The organism is Saccharopolyspora sp. NPDC003752 (assembly GCF_053605825.1).
The window spans coordinates 1-25,782 of sequence record NZ_JBSGJZ010000011.1; the positions used below are offsets into that span (position 1 = coordinate 1).

Sequence of the window (25,782 nt, forward strand, 5' to 3'; positions counted from 1 at the left end):
CTCGACCGCGTCCGCGCCTGCCCCCACCGCGTCGGCACCCTCGCCAAAGCCATCCTCACCCTCGAACACGCAGGATGAAAAACGCTCATTGAAATCGAAGGTTCGATTTCAATGGAACTTGCGGGTTGTCCACATCCTCCCGGCGAGTCGTCGTCCGACATGCCGGAGGGTGTGGACAACTTCTTCGATTTCAATGGAAATCGGACCTCTGATTTCCATTGAAATTGCGGATCTCCGATCTTTGGGTGGGTCAGGTCGTGGTGATGCGGAGGACCTTGTCGTCGGTTCCGTTGGACGTCGTCACGTAGAGGGCCCCGTCCGGTCCTTGGCGGGCCGCTCGGAGCCGGCCGTGGGTGTCGTTCAGCTCCGGAGGGATCGACACCTCGTTGATCGCGCCGTCCGGTCGCACCTCGAAGAGCAGCAGCTTGCTGCCCTTGAGCGCGGTGACCGCGAGCATCCCGTCGAAGCGGCCCCACTGCGAGCCGGTCAGGAACGCCGCCGCGCTGATCGCTTCGGTGCGATCGCCGGACGACCAGACCGCCTTCACCGCGTCCGGGAAGCGGTGCAGGTCGGTCATCGGCACCGACTCCTCGTAGCTGCGTTCGGTCCCGCCGCGCGACGGGTCCCAGCCGTAGTTCCCGCCCGGCCGCAGCAAGTTGATCTCGTCGTCGACGTCCGGCCCGTGCTCCGCGACGAACACCTGACCGCCCGGCCGCGGCGCGACGCCCTGCGGGTTGCGGTGCCCGTAGGTGTACAGCAGCCGCTCGCGCGGGTTCGGCGAAGCGATGAACGGGTTGTCCTGCAGGGGAGCGCCGGTGTCGATGTTCATCCGCAGGACCTTCCCGCCGAGCGAGCCGCGGTCCTGCGCGATCGCGGGCCGCGCCGTGTCCCCGGTGCTCACCAGCAGCGCGCCGTCCTCGGCCACCGCCAGCCGGCAGCCGGAGTGCCGCCCGCTGGGGTTCACCGGCAGCCCGGTGAGCAGGTCGCCGACCCGGTCCGCGCGCGAGCCGTCTTCGGCCAGCCGCCAGGTGATCAGCCGGATGTCGACCGCCGCGCCGTTCTCCTGGTGCGTCTGGCAGGTGATGAACCGCCGGTTCTCGGCGAACGACGGGTGCACCAGCAGGCCCATCAGCCCGCCTTCGCCCTCCGCGAGCACGTCCCCGAGGTCCGCCTGCACCGGCCGCACCAGCGCTCCCGGCCGGTGATCGGCGAGCAGCGCGAGCCGGCCGGGGCGCTGGCCGACCAGCGCGGTGCCGTCCGGCAGGAACCCGATGTCCCAAGGATGTTCCAGCCCGGCTGCGACGACCTCGACGCGCAGCGCCGACGACCCCGGGGCGGCCGTGCTGACCGGTGCGGGCCGATCGTCGCTGCTCGCGATGGCGCAGCCGGCCAAGGCGCCGATCAGCGGGAGCAGCAAGGCGATCGCGGCGAACCGGCGCATGGGCATGCGCACAGTGTGACACCGGCCATGCGGTGCGTTCGGGTCGTCGCGTTCGTGTCGGACCGGAGTCGTAGTCTGGAACCCGTCGCCCCTGCGGTCTCGGCGTTCGTCCCGGGCAGGGGTGTGCCCGCATTCGCCATGTCTTGCTGCGAGGTAGCTCCATGAGCCAGGCCGGTCCCCTGCGCGGACTGCTCGAAATCGTGCTGCGCGATCCCGCCATCCGGCAGGTCGTGGCGGCGGCCGGGCGTCCGCGCCTGGTGCTGGAAGGCCCTGTCGCGGCCCGGTCGCTGACCGCCGGCGCGCTGGCCGCCGAGGGTGGTGCCGGGCGGCCGGTGCTGCTGGTCACCGCCACCGGCCGGGAGGCGGAGGAGGCCGCGGCGGCGCTGTCGGACCTGCTCGGCCCGGCCGGCATCGAGGTGTTCCCGTCCTGGGAAACCCTGCCGCACGAACGACTTTCGCCCCGCGCTGACACCGTGGGCCGGCGGCTGTCGGTGCTGCGCCGCCTCGCACATCCCGAGGAGCACGCGCACGGCGCCGTCCAGGTGCTGGTGACCACGGTGCGCAGCCTGATCCAGCCGATCGCGCCCGGGCTCGGCGAGCTGGCGCCGGTGCGGCTCGCGGTCGGCGTCGAGCACGACTTCGAGGAACTCGTCGAGCGGCTCGCGTCGTTGGCCTACGACCGGGTCGACATGGTCGAGAAGCGCGGCGAGTTCGCGGTGCGCGGCGGCATCGTCGACGTGTTCCCGCCGACCGAGGAACACCCGCTGCGGGTGGAGTTCTGGGGCGACGAGGTCACCGAGATCCGCCCGTTCGCCGTCGCCGACCAGCGCTCGCTCGCGGACTCGCCGAGCACCGAGCTGTTCGCCCCGGCCTGCCGGGAGCTGCTGATCACCGAGCCGGTCGCCGAGCGCGCCGCGAAGCTCGCCGAGCAGCACCAGACCGACACGCACCTCGCCGAGATGCTGGAGAAGATCGCCGGCGGTGCCCCGGTGGAGGGCATGGAGGCGCTGATCCCGGCGCTGTGCGAAGGCGAGATGCGGCTTCTGACCGACCTGGTCCCGGCGGGCACGCACGTGCTGCTCGCCGATCCGGAGAAGATCCACGCCCGCGCCGCCGACCTGGTGCGCACCGGCCAGGAATTCCTGGAGGCCTCCTGGATGGTCGCCGCCGACGGCGGCAAGGCGCCGATCGACCTGGGCGCCTCGGCCTACCGCAGCCTCGCGGAGGTCGCCGAGCACACCCGCTCGATCGACCTGCCGTGGTGGCCGCTGACCCAGCTGACCAGCGAGGAGGGCGAGGACGACGACGAGGTCATCCGGCTCGTCCTCAAGCAGGTGGACGCCTACCGCGGCGAGATCGAGCGCGCCTTCACCGACCTGCGAGCGCACACGGCCGCCGGCGGCGCGGCGGTGCTGGTGCTGGCCGGTGCGGGCACCGCCCAGCGCGCGGTGCAGCAGCTGCGCGAAGCGGAGCTGCCCGCGCGGCTGGCCGAGGACGGCCTGGCGGCGGAGCCGGAAGCCGGCGTGGTGACGGTGGTGCGCGGCGGGCTGGAGGACGGCTTCGCCGCGCCCGGGATCGCGCTGGTGGTGCTCACCGAGGCGGACCTGACCGGCGGCCGGGGCGGCACCTCCACGAAGGACATGCGCCGGATGCCGTCGCGGCGGCGCAACGCGGTCGATCCGCTGGCGCTCAAGAACGGCGACTTCGTCGTGCACGATCAGCACGGCATCGGCAAGTACGTGGAGATGGTGCAGCGCACCGTCGCCGGTGCGACCCGCGAGTACCTGGTGCTGGAGTACGCGGCGAGCAAGCGCGGCCAGCCCGGCGACCGGCTGTTCGTGCCGACCGACCAGCTCGACGAGGTCAGCCGCTACGTCGGCGGCGAGGCGCCGTCGCTGAGCAAGCTCGGCGGCTCGGACTGGAAGAACACCAAGGCCAAGGCGCGCAAGGCGGTCAAGGAGATCGCCGCCGAGCTGGTGCAGCTGTACGCGGCCCGGCAGTCCTCGCCCGGGCACGCCTTCGGCGGGGACACGCCGTGGCAGCGGGAGCTGGAGGACGCCTTCCCCTACACCGAGACCGGCGACCAGCTGGCCGCCATCGACGAGGTGAAGGCCGACATGCAGCGCCCGGTGCCGATGGACCGGGTGATCTGCGGCGACGTCGGTTACGGCAAGACCGAGATCGCGGTGCGCGCGGCGTTCAAGGCGGTGCAGGACGGCAAGCAGGTCGCCGTCCTGGTGCCGACGACGCTGCTCGCCCAGCAGCACCTGAACACCTTCACCGACCGGATGCGGTCGTTCCCGGTGGCGGTCAAGGGCCTGTCCCGGTTCACCGACCCGATGGAGTCCGAGGAGACCATCAAGGGCCTGGCCGACGGCGCGGTCGACATCGTGATCGGCACGCACCGGCTGCTGCAGACCGGGATCCGCTACAAGGACCTGGGCCTGGTGATCGTCGACGAGGAGCAGCGCTTCGGCGTCGAGCACAAGGAGCACATCAAGGCCCTGCGCACGCACGTGGACGTGCTGACCATGTCGGCGACGCCGATCCCGCGGACGCTGGAGATGAGCATGGCGGGCATCCGGGAGATGTCGACCATCCTCACCCCGCCGGAGGAGCGGCACCCGATCCTGACCTACGTCGGCGCGTACGACCAGAAGCAGGTCGCCGCCGCGATCCGGCGCGAGCTGCTGCGCGACGGCCAGGTGTTCTTCGTGCACAACCGGGTGCACGACATCGAGAAGGTCGCGCGCCAGCTGCGGGAACTGGTGCCGGAGGCGCGGATCGTCACGGCGCACGGGCAGATGAACGAGGACCGGCTGGAGAAGATCATCCAGGGGTTCTGGGAGCGCGAGCACGACGTGCTGGTGTGCACCACGATCGTCGAAACCGGCCTGGACATCTCCAACGCGAACACGCTGATCGTGGACCGCTCCGACCTGCTCGGCCTCGCCCAGCTGCACCAGCTGCGCGGCCGCGTCGGGCGGGCGCGGGAGCGCGGCTACGCGTACTTCCTGTACCCGCCGGAGAAGCCGCTGACCGACACGGCGCACGACCGGCTGGCGACCATCGCGCAGAACTCCGAGCTCGGCGCGGGCATGGCGGTCGCGATGAAGGACCTGGAGATCCGCGGCGCGGGCAACATCCTCGGCGCCGAGCAGTCCGGGCACATCGCGGGCGTCGGCTTCGACCTGTACGTGCGGCTGGTCGGCGAGGCCGTAGACGCATTTCGGCGGCACGCGGGAGCGGAGCCGGGCGAGGCGGAGGAGGAGCTCACCGAGGTCCGGGTCGATCTGCCCATCGACGCGCACATCCCGCACGACTACGTGCCGGGGGAGCGGCTGCGGCTGGAGGCGTACCGCAAGCTCGCGGCCGCGGTCGACGTCGAGGCGCTGGAGGCGGTGCGAGCGGAGCTCGTCGACCGGTACGGGCAGCTGCCCGAGCCGGTGGAGCGGCTGCTGAAGGTGGCGCGGTTCCGGCAGATCTGCCGCGAGCACGGGGTCCGCGAGGTGACCCTGCAGGGCGCGTCGCTGCGGCTGGCGCCGCTGGAGCTGCCGGACTCGAAGCAGGTGCGGCTCAAGCGCCTCTACCCGAAGGCGGTGTACAAGCCGACGGTCCGCACGGTGTCGGTGCCGAGGCCGACGGAAGGCGCGGCGGGCGGCCGGATCGGCGCGCCGCAGCTGCGCGACGAGGCGCTGCTGGACTGGTGCACCAAGTTCCTGGAGGACCTCACCACCGCCCCGGCCCCGGTCGCCTGAGCGCCGAGAGCGCGAGGTTTCGCCTGGTGAAGCGCCCGTGAGCGCTTTGGGGTGCTATGGCGCCCCAAAGCGCTCACGGGCGTTGCGCGCCCGGCCGCGGCCTCGCGAAGCTGCGATCTCCCAGGTGGGCGCGGCCGCGCTTCTGAGTTGCCGGGATCCCGCCCTGGCGTGACGGTTGATCCGGCTTCGCAGGGCGTCACGAGGAGGCGCGGCATCATGACCAGGAAGTCCTCGGAACCGCAGGAGGCGGGCAGCGGCATCCCGCAGTCCCCCGCCGCGTTCGCCGTCGAGCACGCGCCCCGCACCGACTTCGTCGTCTTCGGGGTCACCGCCGCGATCACCGTCTTCTTCGTCTGCTGGGGCGTGTTCTCCACCGAATCGCTGGCGCGGATGTCGTCCGCGGCGCTGTCCTGGCTGGTCAACAACATCGGCTGGGGCTTCGTGCTCGCCGCCACCGGGTTCGTGGTGTTCGCGCTGTGGCTGGCGATCAGCCGCTACGGCGCGATCCCGCTCGGGCAGGACGACGAGCAGCCGGAATTCCGCACCGTGTCGTGGATCGCGATGATGTTCAGCGCCGGCATGGGCATCGGCCTGATGTTCTTCGGCGTCGCCGAGCCGCTGGCGCACTTCGTCAAGCCGCCGCCGGGCACGGTGCCGCCGCTGAGCGAGGCGGCGGTGGAGACCGCGATGGCGACGTCGCTGTTCCACTGGACGCTGCACCCGTGGTCGATCTACGCGGTCGTCGGGCTGGCCATCGCCTACGGCAGCTTCCGGCGCGGCCGCAAGCAGCTGATCAGCGCGGCGTTCACGCCGCTGCTCGGCAGGCGCAACGCGGAGGGGTGGGTCGGCAAGCTGATCGACATCCTCGCGCTGTTCGCGACGCTGTTCGGCTCCGCCGCATCGCTGGGGCTGGGGACGCTGCAGATCCAGAGCGGCATGCAGTCGGCCGGCTGGATCGCCGGCGTCGGCACCACGATCCTGGTGCTGATCATCGTGGTGCTGACGATCTGCTTCATCTTCTCGGCGGTGTCGGGCGTGGCCAAGGGCATCCAGTGGCTGTCCAACATCAACATGGTGCTGGCCGCGCTGCTCGCGGTCTTCGTGTTCGTGGTCGGCCCGACGGTGTTCGTCCTCGACCTGCTGCCCACCACGATCGGCGTCTACCTGCGCGACTTCGGCGAGATGGCCTCCCGGTCCGGCGCCACCGGCGGCGCGGCGATGAACGACTGGCTGTCCAGCTGGACGATCTTCTACTGGGCGTGGTGGATCTCGTGGACGCCGTTCGTGGGCATGTTCATCGCCCGCATCAGCCGCGGCCGCACCATCCGCCAGTTCGTCACCGGCGTGATCCTGGTGCCCAGCGCGGTGAGCCTGGTGTGGTTCGCGATCTTCGGCGGCAGCGCGATCCGGGTGCAGCAGAGCGGGGTCGACGTGTACCGCAGCGGCGGCGAGGAGGCGCAGACGTTCGCCGTGCTGGACACGCTGCCGCTGTCGGCGATCACCACGGTGCTGGTGATGATCCTGGTGGCGATCTTCTTCGTCTCCGGCGCCGACGCGGCGTCGGTGGTGATGGGCACGCTGTCGCAGCGCGGTTCGATCGAGCCGAAGCGGTGGATGGTGGTCTTCTGGGGCGCGGCGACGGGCGCGGTGGCCGCGATCATGCTCATCGTCGGCGGCGAGAACGCGCTCAGCGGCATCCAGAACCTGACCTTCCTGGCGTCGGCGCCGTTCGCGGTGGTGATGGTGCTGCTGTGCGTCGCGCTGATGAAGGACCTGCGCGAGGACCCGATGATGCAGCGCGGCATGAAGGGCGCGCAGGTGCTGGAGCAGGCGGTCATCCACGGAACGGAGCGCCACGGCGGGGACTTCCAGCTGGAAGTGGGCCCGGCCGAAGACGGTTCGAAGAGGTCCTGACCGTCCATTGGGGATGGTCCACTGAGGATTCTGGTCCCCGGTGCGGTGGATCGCGCGCCAGATGTCCGGAAGATCAGTTCGGTGCGATGCGGAACCTCGCGCGCCGGTGTGCGTCTATGGGAGAAAGGCTTCCCCGGCGAGAGGTTCTGACGATGTCGTTGCGCAGCAAGCTGGTTATGGCGACCGGTTCGATCGCGCTGTCCGCGCTGGCGTTGACCGGATGCGCCGCGGGCGCTGAGACGCCTGCCCCCGCGCCCGCGGCCGGTGGTTCCGCGCCGATCGGTGGCGTGTCCAACCTGACGTCGTCGGCCACCAAGCCGGAGATCCGCGCCGGTGTGCACGGCAGCGAGGAGCGGGTCGTGTTCGACTTCAGCAAGCTCCCGAACGCTTCGGGCCTGAAGGTGATGAAGCACGAGATCAACTCGCAGTCGCCGGCCTGGGGCGGCTCGGGCGAGCCGGTCGAAGGCATGACCGGCAAGGAGTTCCTGCACATCTACGTGGAGATCGCCGACCAGGACCGCAGCACCGCCGGGCCCGAGCAGTTCGGCCAGAAGCTGGCGAAGAGCGCGGTCGTCAACGACAACTCGCACGGCACCGGCGAGCTGACCATCGGGCTTTCCCAGGGCGTCGACTACGAGGTGCTGGTCGAGGGCGAGAAGGTGATCGTCAACATGGCCGAGGGGCCGTTGGGCCGTTGAGTCCAACCGGTGTCACGAGCGTCGACTTCGGACTGTGTCGAGGCTTCACCGGAACGTGACTTCGTGAGAGGGTGCCCGCTGTGAGGTTCCGTATGCCGCGCCACGGGCGCCTTCTCGCATCGATCGCCGCAGCCGGCCTGCTGCTCGCCGGTTGCGGCTCCGGCCCCAGCCAGGTCGGTGCCGCCGCCATCGTCGGCGAAACCCGAATCCCGGTCTCCGACGTCCAGTCCTGGTTCGGCGAGGTGCTCGCGAAGGAGCCGGACCTCAAACCGCAGCTCCAGCAGCAGGGGAACCTCGACGAGCTCGGCAGGCAGCTGGCCGCGCAGCTCGTCCGGCAGGAGCTGGTCGACCAGGCGGCCCGCGACGAGCGGCTGACCGTCACCGATCAGCAGATCGCCGACCGGATCAACCGGATGGGCGGCCCGCAGGCGGCGACCGAGGGCAAGATCTACACCCCGCAGAACCTCCGCGACGTGGTCCGGACCCAGCTGCTGACGACGGAACTCGGCCGCAAGTACTTCGATCGGCTGGAGATCACCTTCGACTACACCCAGGCGACCACGCGCGGCGAGGCGGAGGAGAAGGCGCGCCGCATGGCGCAGGGCCCGGCGGAGGCCGCCGCGGTCGTCAACGAGGCGGCCAGGGCGGGCGTCCCGGCGGCGCTCGACCAGAAGTTGCGCGCCACCGACAGCCCGCAGCTCGCGGCCTCGACGCCGCTGTTCGGCGCGCAGCCCGGCACGGTTCTCGCCTTCGAGCCGGAGCAGAACTCCGGCCAGTGGCTGATCGCGCGGATCAAGGAGCGCCGCACCGACGTGCCGCCGATGCCGGCCGCCGGCGGCGCGGACGACCAGACGCTGCAAGGCGTCGGCGCGTACCTGCTCGGCATCACCGCGGACCGCGTCGGGGTGCAGCTCAGCCCGCGCTACGGCACGTGGGACCAGGTGGGTCTGACCGCGGTCCCGAGCGAGGGCGAAACCACCGGATTCCGCCTCACCGGCCGACCCGCGGCCGGCTGACCTCCGTGGTCCGCGGTTTCAATTGAAACTGCGGGTGGTGACCAACGCCTCTGCACCTGCGCCCACGGCACGGGTTGCGGCTGGGACAATCGCAGCATGAGGGAGGTCCGAGTGGCGGAAGGTTCTGCGGTCGTTCTGGTCGACGACCGGCTTGGCGAAGTCCTACCGGCCGCGGCGTTGCCGCTGCTGCGCAGCGCGGCCGCCGTCTACGCCGAGCCCGGTCTCGCGCCCGCTACGCGCGCGGCGCTCGACGCTCCCGCCCCGCCTCCGGTCGCGGACCTGCTGGCGCAGGCCGCCCGGGAACCGGTCGTGCTGGTCGCCGGCGAGCTCGGCTCCGCCGAGGCCGACGGCTTGCGCGCCGCTGGTGCGCGGGTGATCGCCGCCCCGCCGCCGGCCGGGATCGAGCTGCTGGACGCGGTGACGGTGATGGACCGGCTGCGCTCGCCCGGCGGCTGCCCGTGGGACGCCGAGCAGGACCACGACACGCTGCGCAAATACCTCGTCGAGGAGACCTACGAGCTGCTCGACGCGATCGACCTCCGCGATCGGGAGGCGCTGCGCGAGGAGCTGGGCGACGTGCTGCTGCAGGTCCTGTTCCACGCGCGGGTGGCGACCGAGGATGCGGCCGATCCGTTCGACATCGACGCCGTTGCCGCGGGCCTGGTCAGCAAGCTCGTGTCCCGGCACCCGCACGTCTTCGCGGGCGACCCGGAGCTGCTGGACGCCGAGTCGCAGCACGCCCGCTGGGAAGAGCTGAAGCAGCGGGAGAAGCAGCGCGAATCCATTGTGGACGGTGTTGCGCTGGGGCAGCCCGCGGTGGCCCTGGCCGCCAAGCTGGTGCAGCGCGCGGACCGCGCCGGGATCCCGGCGGACGCGATGCCGCGCGGCGAAGCGCCCGGTGAGGCGCTGTTCGGCATCGCCGTGCAGGCGAAGCTTGCCGGTCGCGATCCGGAGGACGAGCTGCGCGCGGTCGCGCTGGCCTTCGCCGAGCGCATCCGGGCGGCCGAGCGGCGGGCCCGCGAGTCCGGCCGGGAGCCTGCGGCGCTCTCGGCGGCCGACTGGCGGGAGCTCATGTCCGATTTGCCGGACCCTGCGGGTGTGCGCTCGGAGTAGTGACGCACACTGATCGCGGGCGCGTCGGCTGACGAAACGGCGACTCGCGGCGATATCTCTCGAGGGGGCATGCCTGCTGGATCGGCGCCCCGTGCATCTGGGTGCGTTGAGGAGGTTGCTCTTGCCGCGTCGGTTATGGCTGCTGCTGGCTCCCGTGATCACGTTGTTGGCGTCTTGCGCGCCGCAGGTTCCGGCGTCGTCGACGCGGAGCAGCGGCGAGTTCGCGCTGCCGTCCGCGGTCGCGCCGCCCGATTCGGGCGTTGATCCGCCGTCGGTGCGGCTGCTCGCACCGGGCGGGCCGCCGCTGCCGGTGAGCGCCCGGCCGCAGGGGCAGCTGGCCGGCTGGGCCGAGTCGATGTCCGACGAGCTCAACATCCCGCGCGCCGCGCTCCAGGCCTACGGCTACGCGCAGCAGCTCATCGCGGCGAACTCGCCGAACTGCGGCCTGAGCTGGTCGGTGCTCGCCGGGATCGGTGCGGTGGAATCCAGCCACGGCCGCTTCGGCGGGGCGCGGCTGGACGAGACCGGGCGGCCGAGCATCCCGATCATCGGGCTGCCGCTGGACGGCAGCACCGGGGTCAAGCGCATCCCGGACACCGACGACGGCGAGTTCGACGGCGACCGGGTGTGGGATCGCGCGGTGGGGCCGCTGCAGTTCATCCCGAGCACCTGGCGCGACTGGGCGTACGACGCGGACGGCGACGGAGTCGCGGATCCGCAGGACATCGACGACGCGGCCGTCGCGGCCGGCAACTACCTGTGCAGCGTGGGCGGCGACCTGCGCGATCCGGAGCGGTTCTGGAAGGCGCTGCTGACCTACAACGAGAGCCGCAGTTACGGCCAGGAAGTGCTGGACTACGCCGACTACTACGGCAAGGCGAGCCGCCGCATCCCGACCGAAGGCTGAGCACCGTGCCCCTCCGGGCAACGCCCGCCTGGGCATTTCACAGTTTCAATTGAAACTGCGCACCTCCGGAACTGAACACCTCCGGTGCGGTTTGCGAGGAGGTCCCGTGCTTCGGGCCTTCCAGAGCGGCGTGGTGCGCGCGGTTCGGGGTGTGGAACGACTGATCGGACGCTGGAGGTTCGGGGCTACTAGCAAGTAGCCTGGGCGGCGTGATCAAGACCACCTCGCCGCTGTCGGCCGCCTCCGGGCGGCTCGCGGTCGCGGTTGGGCTGCTGGCCGCGATGGTCGGCGGGGTCGGGCTGGTCAGCGCGTTCGCCGAACCGCAGGCCGCCCCGGTGGCCGCGCCGCCGCCCGAGCAGCAGGAGGTCGAGCCCGCGCAGGTGGCGCCCGGCTCGGTCGCGCCCCCGATCGAGGAACCCCTCCCGCAGCCCGGTCCCGACCTCGACCCGGTGCGCGCCGACCCGGTGCGGGAGTGGGCCGACGAGGTGTCGGCGGTGGTGGACATCCCGGCCCGCGCGATCGTCTCCTACGTCAACGCCGACCTGGCGATGCGCCGGTACCAGCCCGGCTGCCGGATCTCCTGGGCGACCCTCGCGGGCATCGGGCGCATCGAGTCCAACCACGGCCGCTTCGCCGGCCGGCAGCTGCGCGAGGACGGTCGCCCGTCGAACCCGATCATCGGGGTGCCGCTCGACGGCGGGCCGGGCATCCGGCTGATCCCGGACACCGACGGCGGCGCGTTCGACGGCGACACCGTGCACGACCGCGCGGTCGGCCCGATGCAGTTCATCCCGTCCACGTGGCGGAGGTGGGCGACCGATGGCAACGGCGACGGCCTCGGCGATCCGCAGAGCCTCGACGACGCCGCGATGGCCGCGGCCCGCTACCTGTGCGCGGGCGGTCGGGACATGACCACCGGCTCGGGCTGGTGGGCCGGGGTCTTCTCGTACAACAACTCGGTGGAGTACGGCCAGAAGGTGTTCGCGCTGGCGGAGTCCTACGCCGAAGCGGGCAACCGCCGCCGCTGACGGGCCTGGTCAGATGTCGCGGGTGGCGATGTGGGCGTTGATCTCGCCCAACGCTTCCTGGTAGGCGGGCACCGGGTGCATCGTGGCGGCCAGCCTGATCTGGGCGCGCGCCTCGTTCAGGCGGCCCAGGCGCTGCAGCGTTCGGCCCAGCACCAGGCGCGCGTAGTGGTCCGACGGGTCGAACTCCAGCACGCGCAGGAACGCCCGTTCTGCACGGCGCAGCTGGGCCGAGAAGTAGTAAGCCCGCCCGAGCAGCAGCTGCACGCTCGGCTTGTCGGCGGCGACGTCGAGCACGGGTTCTAGGACGCGGATGGCTTCCAATGGACGGCGTTGCGCGAGCAGTTCCTCTGCTCGGCGGAACGCTTCGACGGTGCCTTCGGTCGTCATGGCGGGGACAACGTTACGTGTCGATCGGCTGTTCCGAGACGTCCGTCCGGATGGTCTTCCGGTGTCTTCGATGCGAACGCGGGCCGAACGCCGGCTTGCCGATCGGGGGCGAAATGTCCGGCCGGGGACGAAGGCGAGCGAGCCTGCGGCGGCGGCTCTACCGGCCCGGTTAGGCTCGTAGGCGGTCGTCGGGCGTTCGGCCGGTTCGCTGCGTGCGGGAACGCCGGGGCGGCCCGCTTCGTCCATAGTTCAAAGGCTGGTTAGGAGCACACGTGGCGATCATCGAGCAGGTAGGCGCCCGCGAGATCCTGGACTCCCGCGGGAATCCCACCGTCGAGGTCGAAGTGGCATTGGAGGACGGCACGCTGACCCGCGCTGCGGTCCCCTCGGGTGCCTCGACCGGCGAGCACGAGGCCGTCGAGCTGCGCGACGGCGACGCCGGCCGCTACGGCGGCAAGGGCGTTGAGAACGCAGTCGCGGCGGTGCTGGACGAGATCGGCCCGGAGCTGGCCGGGCTGGACGCCACCGAGCAGCGCGTCGTCGACCAGAAGCTGGTCGACCTGGACGGCACGCCGGACAAGTCCCGGCTGGGCGCCAACGCGATCCTCGGCGTCTCGCTGGCGGTGGCCAAGGCCGCCGCGGAGACCTCCGGTCTGGAGCTGTTCCGCTACGTCGGCGGCCCGAACGCGCACGTGCTGCCGGTGCCGATGATGAACATCCTCAACGGTGGTGCACACGCCGACACCGGCGTCGACATCCAGGAGTTCATGATCGCGCCGATCGGTGCGGACACCTTCTCCGAGGCGCTGCGCTGGGGTGCCGAGACCTACCACGCGCTGAAGTCGGTGCTGAAGACCAAGGGCCTGGCCACCGGCCTGGGCGACGAGGGCGGCTTCGCCCCGGACCTGCCGAACAACCGCGAGGCGCTGGACCTGATCGCCTCGGCGGTGGAGAAGGCCGGCTACAAGCTGGGCCGCGACATCGTGCTGGCCCTCGACGTCGCCGCGACCGAGTTCTTCGCCGAGGGCACCTACAACTTCGAGGGCTCCAAGCGCACCGCCGAGCAGATGGCGGCGTACTACCAGGAACTGCTCGGCGCCTACCCGCTGGTGTCCATCGAGGACCCGCTGGCCGAGGACGACTGGGACGGCTGGGTGAGCCTGACCGAGCAGGTCGGCGACAAGGTGCAGCTGGTCGGCGACGACCTGTTCGTCACCAACCCGGAGCGCCTGGAGGACGGCATCAGCCGGGGCGCGGCGAACGCGCTGCTGGTCAAGGTCAACCAGATCGGCACGCTGTCGGAGACCCTGGACGCGGTCAGCCTGGCCACCTCGTGCGGCTACAAGAGCATGATGAGCCACCGCTCCGGCGAGACCGAGGACACCACCATCGCAGACCTGGCGGTGGCCACCGGCTGCGGCCAGATCAAGACCGGTGCCCCGGCCCGCAGCGAGCGCGTCGCCAAGTACAACCAGCTGCTGCGCATCGAGGAAGCCCTCGGTGACGCGGCCCGCTACGCGGGTGAGCTGGCCTTCCCCCGGTTCACCCCGGAGAGCTGAGCCATGCCGGTCGGGCGCGCATCCGATCCACAGCGGCGAAACCGCCGGGGGGACTCCCCGGCGGAGCGCCGCAGTGAGCGCGCCCGCCGGGACGGGACCAAGACCTCGGGCCGGAGACCGGGGCGGCCGACGCCGACCCGGTCCCGCCCGAAGTCCAGCACCGGGGGAGCGTTCAAGCTCTCCTCGACCAGGCGGGCCGCCGGCCTGGCGATGCTGGTCTGCGTGATGGCGCTGAGCGTGTCGGTGCCGCTGCGCACCTACCTGAGCCAGCGCAACGAGCTGGCGGCGCAGGAACAGCAGCAGATCGAGTTGTCCCGGCAGGTCCAGGAGCTGGAGCAGCGCAAGCAGGAGCTCTCCGACCCGGCGCAGTTGGAAGCGGAAGCGCGGGCCCGGCTGGGCTACGTCCGGCCGGGCGAGACGCCGTACATCGTGGAGGTGCCGGCCGCGCCGCCACCGCCGCCCCCGGTCACGTCCTCCGACGACGGCCTGCCGTGGTACGAAGAACTCTGGAATTCGGTGATGGGAAAGGGATCTTGACGGTGAACTCGGGCGTGCCGGCGATCAGCGATGCGGATCGGGAGTGCATCCGGCGGCAGCTCGGTCGGCCGCCGCGCGGGCTGCACGCGATCGCGGCGCGGGACACGGCCGGAGATCCCACGGTGGTGCAGACCTGGCCCCGGCTGGAGGACGGCACCCCGTTCCCGACGCTGTACTACCTGACCGCGCCGCAGCTGGTGTCGCACGCCTCCACCTTCGAGGCCGAAGGCCTCATGCGGGAGATGGCCGACCGGCTCACCGCCGACCCGGACCTGGCGGAGCGCTACCGCTGGGCGCACGAGTCCTACCTCGCGGAGCGCAACGCGCTCGAATCGCTGGGCACCGAGGTCAGCGCGGGCGGCATGCCGGACCGGGTCAAGTGCCTCCACGTGCACATCGCCCACGCCCTGGCGAAGGGCCCCGGGGTGAACCCGTTCGGCGACGAGGCGGTCGACCTGATCGCCGAACGCTGGCCCGAACACCGCTACCTGCTCAACCGCTGACCCGCCCGGAGGTCCGGCCCAGCGGCTCGGCCCGGAGGGCGGACGGCCCGAAGGCCCGGCTCGGAGGCCCGGCCCGGAGGCTCGGCGCACCGGCCCGGAGGTCCGGCGGCTCGGAGGTCCGGCGGCTCGGAGGTCCGCAATTTCAATGGAAATCAGAGGTTCGATTTCCATTGAAATTGCGGGGAGTTGTCCACAGGCATCGGCGTGTCGGGGTGCGACACGCCGATGATCCGCAAGTTCCATTGAAATCGAACCTTCGATTTCAATGGAACTTGGAGTGTCACCGCATCGGAGCGATCCGGTCGAGGAGGGCGCGGGCGCCCGGGATCGACGTCGCACCGAAGGTGCGCCCCGCGGCGCCGAGCCGCGTAGCGGCGAACGCCTCCGCGACGTGCGACGGCGCGTAGCGCAGGAGCAGCGACGCCTGGAGCGTCAGCGACAGGAGCTCCGCGAGGCCGCGCGCCCGTTCGGGCGCCGGCGCGGCGAGCTCGCCGCGGAGCGTGCGCAGCGCAGCGTCGTAGTCGGCGTGGCCGCCGGAGGCGGCTTCGAGCTCCGCGAGGACGGCGTCCAGTGTGGACGGCTGTTTTTCCAGGGCTCGTAGGAGGTCCAGGGCCGTCACGTTGCCCGAGCCTTCCCAGATCGAGCTCAGCGGGGCTTCCCGGTACAGGCGCGGCATTCCCGATTCTTCGACGTAGCCGTTGCCGCCCAGGCATTCCAGCGCTTCCGCGACCACCGCCGGGGCTCGCTTGCAGACGTAGTACTTCGCCGCCGGTAGCGCCAGGCGCAGCAGGTCGTTCTCGCCCTGCTCGACCGCCGCCGCCAGGCGCATCGCCAGCGTCGTCGCCGCTTCCGATTCCAGCGCCAGGTCCGCCACCACGTTCTGCATCAGCGGCTGGTCCGCGAGCCGGTGGCCGAACGCGCTCCGGTGCCGCACGTGGTGGGCCGCCTCCGACAGGGCGATCCGGACGTTCGCCGCCGAGCCGAGCACGCAGTCGAGCCTGGTCATCGACACCATCTCGATGATGCAGCGGACCCCGCGCCCTTCCTCGCCGATCAGGTGGCCCAGCGCGCCCGCGTACTCGATCTCGGCCGATGCGTTGGACTTGTTGCCCAGCTTGTCCTTCAGCCGCTGCAGGCGGATCTCGTTGCGGGTGCCGTCCGGCAGCACCCGCGGCACCAGGAAGCAGCTCAGCCCGCCGGGCGCCTGCGCCAGGGTCAGGAACAGGTCGTTCATCGGCGCCGAGGTGAACCACTTGTGCCCGACGAGCCGGTAGGTGCCGTCCGCGAGGGGCTCGGCGGTGGTGGTGTTGGCCCGCACGTCCGAGCCGCCCTGCTTCTCCGTCATCGACATGCCCGCCAGCAGCGCCGACTTCTCCTGCGGCGGGCGCAGTCCGAACTCGTAGGCGGAAGCAGCCAGCTTCGGCTCGTACTCGCCGGCCAGCTCCGGCGCATACCGCAGCGCGGGCACGGCGGAGTACGTCATGGAGATCGGGCAGCCGTGCCCGGCCTCGACCTGCGACCAGAGGTAGAAACCCGCCGCGCGGCGCAGGTGCGCGCCGGGTCCCAGCGACCACGGAGCCGCGTGCAGGCCGTGGTCGATCGCGCGCGACATCAGCCAGTGCCAGGACGGGTGGAAGTCGACCTCGTCGACCCGGTTGCCGTAGCGGTCGTGGGTGCGCAGCACCGGCGGGTGCTCGTTGGCCAGCCGACCGTGCTCGCGCGCGTCGGCCGAGCCCGCCTCCAGCGCCAGCGCGGTGAGATCGCCGACGGCGTAGCGGGTGAGCGCTGAGCCCAGGGCAGGGTCGCAGGCGAGCGGGTCGAAACCGGCCAGCGGCGGCGGCTGGTTGGCCACGCGGTGGGTGGTGAACGCGGTCGGCTCGTCGATGAGCGTCATGCTCGGAGAGTAGGCGCAAACCCCCTCCGGACAGCACGGGTTCGGGTGATCATTTCCGCCCGCACGGAGCAATGGGGCCGGTTGGCCGGGGCCGTCGCCAGTCGTACGGGTGATGTGCCCGCCCGCCATCCGGCGTTCCTCGAACCGGTGGTGTATCCAGGGACCCGTCTCGGTTTTTCCGGTGATGTTCGGTCTGGGGATGGAGCTAGTGACGGCTCGCAACAAGCGCCACGGCAAGCATGAGTGGAAGTCGGTGCCGCGGCTCGGCGCCGCAGCGCGGCGGAGGGCGCGGAGGTGGGTCGCGCTGACGGCCCTGGCTCCGGTGCTGCTGGTGCCGACCACGTTGATGGCGGCGTCGAGTTCGTTCCTGGCGGAGCCGCGACATCCGGTCCTGGGGGATCCGGACCCGAGCGAACTGGGCGTCAGCGGGAACCTCCCGCAAGCCCCGCTGCTCAGCCCCGAGGTGCTGGAGCGGGCGGCCGATCCGCAGCGGCTCGCCGCTGAGGCGGAACAGCAGGTGGAGCTGCCGACCGGGTCGCTGGGCATTCCGGAGCCGATGCTGGCCGCGTACGTCAAGGCCGCGCGCCAGGTGGAGCGAAGCTGTGGCCTGCACTGGTCCGTGCTCGCGTCGATCGGCCGGATCGAGTCGGCCCACGCGCGCTCCGGCAGCGTCGACGTGCTCGGCACGACGGTCCGGGCGGTCCTCGGCCCGCGACTGTCCGGCGGGCCGGGCATCGCGGCGATCCCGGACACCGACGCGGGCCGCTACGACGGCGACCCGGTGTGGGACCGGGCGGTCGGCCCGATGCAGTTCATCCCGTCGACGTGGAACAAGTTCGCCGTCGACGGCAACGACGACGGCGTCGCCAGCCCGCACAACATCCACGACGCGAGCCTCGCGGCGGCGCGCTACCTCTGCAGCGGCGGCGGTGACCTGCGCGAACCGCAGAGCCTCGCGGCGGCGGTGTTCCGCTACAACCACTCCGACAGCTACGTGCGGACGGTGCTGATCTGGGCGGCGGCGTACGCGAAGGGCGTGACGCCGACGCCGTCGGAGCTGGCACCGGAGGTCGGCGACGTGCTCGACGGCGAGCGCCTGCCGGACGGCCCGCAGGTGCTGGCGATGGGACCGGCGGCCCCGGCGCCCGCGCAAGCACCGGCCCCGGCGCCTGCGCCGCCTGCCGCGCCCGCGCCGACCGGCCCGCCGCCGCCCGCGCCGGAACCCCGTCCCGCGGAGCCGCAGATCAGCATCACGCCGCCGGAGGTCGCGCGGCCGTCCGCGCCGGACCTCGACCCGCCGGTCGCGACCCCGCCGAACTCGACGCAACCGGGCCACCTGCCCGTGCCCCAACCGGCACCGCCGAGCGCGACGCAGCCCGTCCCGCCCCAGCCCGGCCCGCCGCCGAGCTCGACGCCGCCCAGTCCGCCCCCGAGCGGGACTCAGCCGGGCCTGCCGCCGAATGGGACTCAGCCGGGCCCGCCGCCGAATGGGACTCAGCCGGGCCCGCCGCCGAATGGGACTCAGCCGGGCCCGCCGCCGAGCGGGACTCAGCCGGGCCCGCCGCCCGCCTCGTCCCAGCCCGGCCCACCGCCTCCGGCCGACCCAGCTACGCCGCCCGGCGCCCCGCAGGGCCCGCCGCCTCCGGCGGAGCAGCCCGCGGCTCCGCCGCCGGAACCGACGAGCCCGCCCTCGTCGCCGCCGGACGAGGCGCCGAAGGCTTGCGATCCGACGGTTCTCGCCAACGGCGAGTTCGCCACGTCGCCGGGCGCGGCCCCCAGCGCGAGTGATCCGCACAGCGCGGTGCCGGGCCAGACCGTCTACGTCGATCAGGGAACGGCGGGTCAGCTCGAACCCTGCACCGTTCCGGACGGCTTCGCTCCGCCGCAGTAGCGCTCCGCGGACCTGGGACTTGTGAGTCTTTCGGACGAGATCGAGGCAGCTCGAGAGTTCCTTCGAGCAGCGGCGCATCCTCGCGGACCGGTGTGGGGTGAACGGCCCGTTCGTCTCGGTAGGCGAGGTGAACAGGCCGTTCACTTGTCCCACCCGACGGCACGAGCCGCCCCGCGCCACCACCTCGAACAGGCTCCGTGGCGCCCGGATGACTCGTGGCCGCTGTCTGTCTGGGCCGTGCTTCGCGGCCGGTAGCGTTAGCGGTGGGTGCGCGGTGGGCGGCCCCGGCTAGCGAGGAGGACGCGGATGTCACGGGTGGCGGCTATCGACTGCGGGACCAATTCGATCCGCCTGCTGGTGGCGGACGTGGCCGTGCACGACGATGATCGGCGCGACCTGCGTGACATCTACCGCGCGATGAAGATCGTCCGGCTGGGGCAGGGCGTGGACGCCACCGGGCGGCTGGCCGACGAGGCGCTGGAGCGCACCCGGGCGGCGCTGGTCGACTACGCCGCGATCGCCGTCCGCAAGGGCGTCGAGCGGATCCGCATGGTCGCCACCTCGGCCACCCGGGACGCGTCCAACCGCGAGGACTTCTTCGCCATGGTGCGGGAAACGCTCGGCGTCGACGCCGAGGTGATCACCGGCGACGAGGAGGCGCGGCTGTCGTTCACCGGCGCGGTCGGCGACCTCGACCCGGAGGACGGGCCGTTCGTGGTGACCGACATCGGCGGTGGCTCCACCGAGCTGGTCGTGGGCACCTGGGACGGCGTGCGCGCGGACATCACCGCGGCGCATTCCGCCGACGTCGGCTGCGTGCGGCTGACCGAGCGCTGCCTGCACAGCGATCCGCCCACCGACGAGGAGGTGCGGGAGGCCGAGAAGGTGACCCGGCAGATCCTCGACGACGCGTTCGCCGCCGTGGACTGCTCGGGGGCGCGAACCTGGGTCGGGGTGGCCGGCACGGTCACCACTTTGTCCGCCATCGCGCAGGAACTGCCCGAATACGATCCGGCGGCAATTCATCTTTCCCATGTTTCCCAGAAAAGAGTCGAACAAATCACCGAGGACCTGCTCGGGATGTCGCACGACGAGCGCGCCGCGATCGGCGCCATGCATCCGGGACGGGTGGACGTGATCGGCGGAGGTGCGCTGGTCGTGAAGGTGTTGGCGGAGGAATTGGCGGAGCGCGCGGGCATTTCCGCCATGACTGTCAGTGAGCATGACATTCTCGACGGTATAGCCCTGTCTATCAGCTAGTTCCCGGGATGTGGACACTACATTCCACCTTTTGGGTGAAGAATCGACTGTACCGATTCAGAAAGTGACGGCTTTGTGACAGGGCATTGCCGTGAACGGGTTCTCACTTATGTTTACGCTCGTCTGACGCGGCGGTGAATGATCCGCCGCGCGTGATGACCCCGGAAATCACTGCTGGGGCACGCGTGGAAGCGGGAGGACCTACATGCGAAAGGGACGTTTGGCCGCAATGGTCGCGGCCCCGCTGGCGGTGGCGATGCTCGCCACTGCTTGCGGTGGTGGCGGCAGCGGCTCCGGAGAGGACGGCATCATCACCCTCGACTGGGGTGAGCCGGAGAATCCTCTGGTCCCGGCGAACACCACCGAGGAAAACGGTGGCTTCATCGTCAACGCCATGTTCACCGGTCTGGTCGAGTACCGGGCCAGTGATCTGAAGGTGGAGAACCAGGTCGCGGACTCGATCGAGAGCACCGACCACCAGAACTACACGATCAAGCTGAAGCCGGGCTGGACGTTCCACGACGGGACCCCGGTCAAGGCCAAGAACTTCGTGGACGCCTGGAACTACAACGCATACGGTCCGAACGGCCTCCAGGGTGCCAGCTTCTTCGAGCTGATCGACGGCTACGACCAGATGCAGTCCGAGGACCCGGACGGCGAGGACGGCCCGCAGCAGGCCCCGGCGCCGGCGGCCAAGGAGCTGGCCGGCCTCAAGGTCGTCGACGACAACACCTTCACGGTCAAGCTGAAGCAGCCGTTCACGATCTTCCCGGTGGTGCTGGGCTACTCCGCCTACATGCCGCTCCCGGACTCGTTCTTCAAGGACCCGAAGGCCTTCGAGGCCCACCCGATCGGCAACGGGCCGTTCAAGTTCGAGTCCCGCGTTCCGAACCAGGAGCTCAACCTCGCCGCGTACGAGAACTACGCGGGCACGAACAAGCCGACCATCAAGGGCGCCAAGTTCAAGGTCTACGAGCAGCTCGACGGCGCCTACCAGGACCTGGTCTCGGGCAACCTGGACTTCCTGCGGGCCATCCCGGTCTCCGCGCTGGTCGGCGACAAGTGGAAGCAGGACCTCGGCGAGCGCGCGAAGCAGAAGCCGGGCCTGCTGACCCAGACGATGGGCTTCCCGATCTACGACGAGAAGTTCAAGAACCCCTTGCTGCGCAAGGCGATCTCGATGTCGGTCGACCGCAAGACGATCACCCAGCAGGTGTTCGCCGGCGGTCGTGACCCGATGGACGGCTTCGCCACCCCGGCCGTCGAGGGCTACCGCCCGAACCAGTGCGGTGAGGCCTGCGAGTTCAACCCGGAGAAGGCCAAGCAGTACCTGCAGCAGGCGGGTGGCTTCCAGGGCGTGCTGACCGTCGAGACCAACGGCGACGGCGGCCACAACGAGTGGGCGCAGGCCGTGGCCGCGAGCATCAAGCAGAACCTCGGCATCGAGACCCAGTTCGTCCCGGTCCCGACGTTCGGCGAGTTCCGGCAGAAGGCCAACTCGTTCAAGTTCTCCGGCATGTTCCGGACCGGCTGGAAGGCCGACTACCCGAACATCGAGACCTTCCTGACCCAGCTGTACCGCACGAACGCGTCGTCCAACGACTACAAGTACAGCAACCCGGCGTTCGACGCGGCGCTCGACAGGGCGAACGCGGCCCCCACCGTCGAGGCGGCCACCGCCGCCTACGCCGATGCGGAGAAGCTGCTGGCCGACGACCTGCCGCTGGTCCCGCTGTGGTCCCAGCCGGTGCAGTACGGCTTCTCGGAGCGGATCGCTGAAGGTGAGGTCAAGGCTTACCGTGAGCTTGACCTGACCACGGTGCGCCTGAAGTAAGAACCGAGCCGGAGCCCGGCCCGCCGTGATCCGGCGGGCCGGGCCCTGCATTGGCTGTGATTAGGAGGCCCGAATGGGTCGCTACGTGTTGCGGCGGCTGCTGCAACTGATCCCGGTGTTCATCGGGACAACTCTGATCATCTACTTGCTCGTCTGGGCGATTCCGGGTGACCCGTTCGCGGGAAAGTGCGGCGACCGCGGTTGCCCGCCCGCCTACATCGCCGAGATGCACGCCAAGTACAACCTCGACGATCCGCTGGTCATCCAGTACTTCAAATACCTGGGGAAGCTCCTCACCGGTGATTTCGGGGAAACCTACGCGGGTGTGGAGATCAGCACGCTGATTCAGAACGCCTACCCGACCACCATCAAGCTCGCCGTCGTCGCGCTGATCATCGAGGGTGTCATCGGCCTGGCGGCCGGCATCCTGACCGGCCTGCGCGGCCGCGGCTTCCTGGACAACCTGGTCCTGGTGTCCACCCTGTTCCTGATCTCGCTGCCGGTGTTCGTCACCGGTTTCGTGCTGCAGATCACCCTGGGCAGCGAACTCGGCATCATCAAGCCGACGGTCAGCGCCAATCCGTCCATCGGTGAGCTGATCGTGCCCGGCTTCGTGCTCGGCTCGCTGTCCATGGCCTACGTGGCGCGGTTGACCAGGACCAGCATGATGGAGAACCGCCACGCGGACTTCGTCCGGACCGCGGTCGCCAAGGGCCTGGAGCCCAAGCGCGTGGTCGGCGTGCACCTGCTGCGGAACTCGCTGATCCCGGTGATCACCTTCCTGGGGACCGACCTCGGCACGCTGATGGGTGGCGCGATCGTCACCGAGGGCGTGTTCAACATCCGCGGTATCGGCGGCCTGGTCTTCAAGTCGATCCTGACCAAGGAAGGCGCCACGGTGACCGGGATCGTCACCCTGCTGGTGCTGGTTTACCTGCTGATGAACCTGCTCGTGGACATCCTCTACGCGGTTCTCGACCCGAGGATCCGATATGACTGACCAAAGCGCTTCCAGTCTGGTCACCGGCCCGGCCGTCGGGCCGGACGAACCGGTGTCCGCCACCAACGGCGGCAAGAACAGGAAGCCCCGCGGCCTCTGGGGCGACGCGTGGCTGGACCTGCGGCGCCGCCCGCTGTTCATCGCGGCGTCGCTGATCATCCTGGCGCTGCTGTTCATCGCCGCGTTCCCGAGCTTGTTCACCTCGGCCGACCCGGCCTTCCAGGACCTCTCCAAGGTGCGGCAGACCCCGTCCGCGGACGCCTGGTTCGGCTACGACAACCTCGGCCGGGACATCTTCGCCCGGGCCGTCTACGGCACCCGTGCGTCGATCGCGGTGGGCCTGCTGGCCACGCTGCTGACCGTGGTGCTCGGCGGCGCCGTCGGCATCATCGCCGGCTACTTCGGCGGCTGGGTGGACAACCTGCTGTCCCGGTTCTCCGAGATCTTCCTGGGCCTGCCGTTCGTGCTGGGTGCGATCGTCATCCTGACCACCTTCAACGCCGAGGTGGCCATCCCCAGCTCGACGCGGATCATCGCCCAGGTGGTGCTGACGATCGCCGTGCTGTCGTGGCCGATCTCGATGCGCATCATGCGGTCGGCGGCGATCTCGGCGAAGCAGCAGGACTACGTGAAGGCGGCTCGGGCGCTCGGTGCCAGCGCGCCGCGGATCATCATCCGGCACATGCTGCCGAACTGCCTCGCGCCGGTCCTGGTGTACTCCACGATCGCGCTGGGCGGCTTCATCGGTGCCGAGGCGACGCTGTCGTTCCTGGGCATCGGCTTGCGCGACCCGGTCGTGTCGTGGGGCGTGATGATCGCCGAGTCGCGGAACTACATCCAGGCGGCGCCGCACCTGCTGTTCTTCCCGGCCGGGTTCCTGGTCGTCACGGTGCTGGCGTTCGTGATGCTCGGTGACGCCGTGCGCGACGCGCTCGACCCGAAGCAGAAGTAGGAGAAACCGCTTTGTCTACTGTGGACAACAAGGCCCCGGCGGAGCGGCTGCTGGAGGTCGAGGACCTGCACGTGGAGTTCCGCACCCGGGACGGCGTCGCCAAGGTCCTCAACGGCGTCAGCTACCACGTCGACGCCGGTGAAACCCTCGCGGTGCTGGGCGAATCCGGCTCGGGCAAGAGCGTCACCGCGCAGACCATCATGGGCATCCTGGACATCCCGCCGGGCGCGATCACCGGCGGCTCGATCAAGTACCAGGGCGAGGACCTGCTCGCCGCGTCGGACCGCCGCCGGCGGGAGCTGCGCGGCGAGTCGATGGCGATGATCTTCCAGGACGCGCTGTCCGCGCTGAACCCGGTCTACACCGTCGGGTTCCAGATCGCCGAGCAGCTGCGGACCCGCCGCGGCATGTCCCGCAAGGACGCCATGGTCAGGGCCGTCGAGCTGCTGGACCAGGTGAAGATCCCGAACGCGAAGCAGCGCGTGAAGGAGTACCCGCACCAGTTCTCCGGCGGCATGCGGCAGCGCGCGATGATCGCGATGTCGCTGGCGCTGGACCCGGAGCTGCTCATCGCCGACGAGCCGACCACGGCGCTGGACGTCACGGTGCAGGCCCAGATCATGGACCTGCTCGACGAGCTGCGCCGGGACCGCGGCATGGGCCTCATCCTGATCACCCACGACCTGGGCGTGGTCGCCGAGGTCGCGGACCGGATCGTGGTGATGTACGCGGGCCGGATCGTGGAGAGCGCGGACGCGTACTCGCTCTACAAGCAGCCGGGCCACCCGTACACCGAGGGCCTGATGCGGTCGATCCCGCGCCTGGACCTCAAGGGGCAGGAACTGGAGACCATCAAGGGGCTGCCGCCGAACCTGCTCGCGGTGCCCCCGGGCTGCCCGTTCCACCCGCGCTGCGCGCGCGCCGTGGAACGCTGCAGCCAGGAGGTCCCGACCTACCACCAGCTGGGCCTGGGGCGGGCCAGTGCCTGCCACTTCGCCGAGGAGTTGATTACCCGTGGCTGAGCCGATCCTCCAGGTGCGGGACCTGGTCAAGCACTTCCCGGTGACCCAGGGCGTGCTGTTCAAGCGCACGATCGGCCACGTGCGTGCCGTCGACGGCGTGTCGTTCGACCTCAACCGCGGCGAAACCCTCGGCGTGGTGGGCGAGTCCGGCTGCGGCAAGTCGACCCTGGCGCAGGTGCTGATGCGGCTGGAGAAGCCGACCAGCGGCAGCGCGCTGTTCGAGGGTCGCGACATGTTCAAGATGCACGGCGCCGAGCTGCGCAAGCTGCGGCGCGATCTGCAGATCGTGCTGCAGGACCCGTACACCTCGCTGAACCCGCGGCGCACCGTCGGCGACATCATCGGGGAGCCGTTCGAGATCCACCCCGAGGTGGCGCCGAAGGGCGAGCGGCGGCGGAAGGTGCAGGAACTGCTGGAGGTGGTCGGGCTCAACCCGGAGCACATCCAGCGCTACCCGCACCAGTTCTCCGGCGGTCAGCGGCAGCGCATCGGCATCGCGCGGGCGCTGGCGCTGAAGCCGAAGGTGATCATCTGCGACGAGCCGGTGTCGGCGCTGGACGTGTCGATCCAGGCGCAGGTGATGAACCTGCTCGGCGACCTGCAGCAGGAGTTCGGGCTGTCGTACGTGTTCATCGCCCACGACCTCGGCGTGGTCCGCCACCTGTCGGATCGCGTGGCGGTGATGTACCTGGGCAAGGTCGTGGAGATCGGCTCCGACGAGCAGATCTACGAGCACCCGCAGCACCCGTACACGCAGGCGCTGCTGTCGTCGGTGCCGGTGCCGGACCCGACGCTGCGCGGCAAGCGCGAGGTGATCCGCCTGACCGGCGACGTGCCGAGCCCGGCGAACCCGCCCTCGGGCTGCCGCTTCCGCACCCGCTGCTGGAAGGCGCAGGACATCTGCGCGGAGAAGGTGCCGGAGCTGGAGGTCCGCCTGGGCAGCCACCCGTCGGCCTGCCACTTCGCGGAGGAACGCCCCCGCGTGGTGTCCTGACGGGAGAGTTTCGAGGCGCAGGGCGCCTTCGAGCCGCTGGCTCGGAGGCGCCCTGCGCTTGTCCGATGGCCAGG

General features: G+C 70.7%; 20 protein-coding genes. 17 read left to right on the plus strand and 3 right to left on the minus strand.

Translation table 11 applies throughout. The annotated features are described in order from the left end of the window. Positions 1 to 250 precede the first annotated feature (250 nt). Complete coding sequence (locus ACWEV3_RS16270; protein ID WP_452614832.1) at positions 251 to 1,441, minus strand: PQQ-dependent sugar dehydrogenase; 1,191 nt, start codon at positions 1,439 to 1,441, stop codon at positions 251 to 253. A gap of 161 nt (positions 1,442 to 1,602) precedes the next feature. Between ACWEV3_RS16270 and mfd the strand changes: the two genes are divergently transcribed. The 7 genes from mfd (at position 1,603) to ACWEV3_RS16305 (ending at position 11,875) form a co-directional block, all read left to right on the plus strand. Further along, positions 1,603 to 5,199, plus strand: a complete 3,597-nt coding sequence (gene mfd / locus ACWEV3_RS16275; RefSeq protein WP_452614650.1) for a transcription-repair coupling factor — start codon at positions 1,603 to 1,605, stop codon at positions 5,197 to 5,199. 216 nt (positions 5,200 to 5,415) lie between these two features. Then, a complete protein-coding gene (locus ACWEV3_RS16280) occupies positions 5,416 to 7,113 on the plus strand; it encodes a BCCT family transporter (RefSeq protein ID WP_452614651.1) in 1,698 nt (565 codons plus the stop codon). A gap of 152 nt (positions 7,114 to 7,265) precedes the next feature. After that, positions 7,266 to 7,811, plus strand: a complete 546-nt coding sequence (locus tag ACWEV3_RS16285) for an AMIN-like domain-containing (lipo)protein (RefSeq protein WP_452614652.1) — start codon at positions 7,266 to 7,268, stop codon at positions 7,809 to 7,811. 92 nt (positions 7,812 to 7,903) lie between these two features. Beyond that, positions 7,904 to 8,827: a SurA N-terminal domain-containing protein gene (locus ACWEV3_RS16290; RefSeq protein WP_452614653.1), complete on the plus strand. Its 924-nt coding sequence runs from the start codon at positions 7,904 to 7,906 to the stop codon at positions 8,825 to 8,827. Positions 8,828 to 8,923: 96 nt separating this feature from the next. Beyond that, a complete protein-coding gene (locus ACWEV3_RS16295) occupies positions 8,924 to 9,940 on the plus strand; it encodes a MazG family protein (protein ID WP_452614654.1) in 1,017 nt (338 codons plus the stop codon). Between the two features lie 121 nt (positions 9,941 to 10,061). Further along, positions 10,062 to 10,847 (plus strand): lytic transglycosylase domain-containing protein, encoded by a 786-nt coding sequence (locus ACWEV3_RS16300; protein ID WP_452614655.1) that lies wholly within the window; start codon positions 10,062 to 10,064, stop codon positions 10,845 to 10,847. Between the two features lie 209 nt (positions 10,848 to 11,056). After that, positions 11,057 to 11,875 (plus strand): lytic transglycosylase domain-containing protein, encoded by an 819-nt coding sequence (locus tag ACWEV3_RS16305; RefSeq protein ID WP_235883765.1) that lies wholly within the window; start codon positions 11,057 to 11,059, stop codon positions 11,873 to 11,875. A 9-nt stretch (positions 11,876 to 11,884) separates the two neighbouring features. On the opposite strand, the gene ACWEV3_RS16310 is transcribed toward ACWEV3_RS16305, so the two are convergent. Next, positions 11,885 to 12,262 (minus strand): tetratricopeptide repeat protein, encoded by a 378-nt coding sequence (locus ACWEV3_RS16310; RefSeq protein ID WP_132488620.1) that lies wholly within the window; start codon positions 12,260 to 12,262, stop codon positions 11,885 to 11,887. Between the two features lie 272 nt (positions 12,263 to 12,534). Here ACWEV3_RS16310 and eno point away from each other — a divergent pair, with 272 nt between their 5' ends. From eno to ACWEV3_RS16325, 3 genes are read left to right on the plus strand one after another with little or no spacing between them, the layout of a single operon-like run. Continuing rightward, positions 12,535 to 13,821 (plus strand): phosphopyruvate hydratase, encoded by a 1,287-nt coding sequence (gene eno / locus ACWEV3_RS16315; protein ID WP_452614656.1) that lies wholly within the window; start codon positions 12,535 to 12,537, stop codon positions 13,819 to 13,821. 3 nt (positions 13,822 to 13,824) lie between these two features. Continuing rightward, a complete protein-coding gene (locus ACWEV3_RS16320; protein ID WP_452614657.1) occupies positions 13,825 to 14,358 on the plus strand; it encodes an FtsB family cell division protein in 534 nt (177 codons plus the stop codon). Between the two features lie 2 nt (positions 14,359 to 14,360). Continuing rightward, the gene (locus ACWEV3_RS16325) at positions 14,361 to 14,861 is read left to right on the plus strand and encodes a DUF501 domain-containing protein (protein WP_452614833.1); all 501 of its coding nucleotides are present in this window, start codon (positions 14,361 to 14,363) and stop codon (positions 14,859 to 14,861) included. 280 nt (positions 14,862 to 15,141) lie between these two features. Here ACWEV3_RS16325 and ACWEV3_RS16330 read toward each other — a convergent pair whose 3' ends face one another. Next, the gene (locus ACWEV3_RS16330) at positions 15,142 to 16,755 is read right to left on the minus strand and encodes an acyl-CoA dehydrogenase family protein (protein WP_452614658.1); all 1,614 of its coding nucleotides are present in this window, start codon (positions 16,753 to 16,755) and stop codon (positions 15,142 to 15,144) included. 199 nt (positions 16,756 to 16,954) lie between these two features. Here ACWEV3_RS16330 and ACWEV3_RS16335 point away from each other — a divergent pair, with 199 nt between their 5' ends. From ACWEV3_RS16335 to ACWEV3_RS16365, 7 genes are all read left to right on the plus strand, one after another. Next, positions 16,955 to 18,646: a lytic murein transglycosylase gene (locus ACWEV3_RS16335; protein ID WP_452614659.1), complete on the plus strand. Its 1,692-nt coding sequence runs from the start codon at positions 16,955 to 16,957 to the stop codon at positions 18,644 to 18,646. Positions 18,647 to 18,952: 306 nt separating this feature from the next. Beyond that, the gene (locus ACWEV3_RS16340) at positions 18,953 to 19,906 is read left to right on the plus strand and encodes a Ppx/GppA phosphatase family protein (protein WP_452614660.1); all 954 of its coding nucleotides are present in this window, start codon (positions 18,953 to 18,955) and stop codon (positions 19,904 to 19,906) included. A gap of 205 nt (positions 19,907 to 20,111) precedes the next feature. Then, on the plus strand, positions 20,112 to 21,740 hold the full coding sequence (locus tag ACWEV3_RS16345; RefSeq protein WP_452614661.1) for a peptide ABC transporter substrate-binding protein: 1,629 nt from the start codon (positions 20,112 to 20,114) through the stop codon (positions 21,738 to 21,740). A gap of 73 nt (positions 21,741 to 21,813) precedes the next feature. After that, positions 21,814 to 22,740 (plus strand): ABC transporter permease, encoded by a 927-nt coding sequence (locus tag ACWEV3_RS16350; protein ID WP_452614662.1) that lies wholly within the window; start codon positions 21,814 to 21,816, stop codon positions 22,738 to 22,740. Then, positions 22,733 to 23,692, plus strand: a complete 960-nt coding sequence (locus ACWEV3_RS16355) for an ABC transporter permease (RefSeq protein ID WP_452614663.1) — start codon at positions 22,733 to 22,735, stop codon at positions 23,690 to 23,692. Before ACWEV3_RS16350 ends, ACWEV3_RS16355 begins: the two co-directional genes overlap by 8 nt. A gap of 11 nt (positions 23,693 to 23,703) precedes the next feature. Continuing rightward, entirely contained in the window at positions 23,704 to 24,714 is a 1,011-nt protein-coding gene (locus ACWEV3_RS16360) for an ABC transporter ATP-binding protein (RefSeq protein WP_452614664.1), read from the plus strand. Further along, positions 24,707 to 25,708, plus strand: a complete 1,002-nt coding sequence (locus tag ACWEV3_RS16365) for an ABC transporter ATP-binding protein (protein WP_452614665.1) — start codon at positions 24,707 to 24,709, stop codon at positions 25,706 to 25,708. Before ACWEV3_RS16360 ends, ACWEV3_RS16365 begins: the two co-directional genes overlap by 8 nt. Positions 25,709 to 25,782 lie beyond the last annotated feature (74 nt).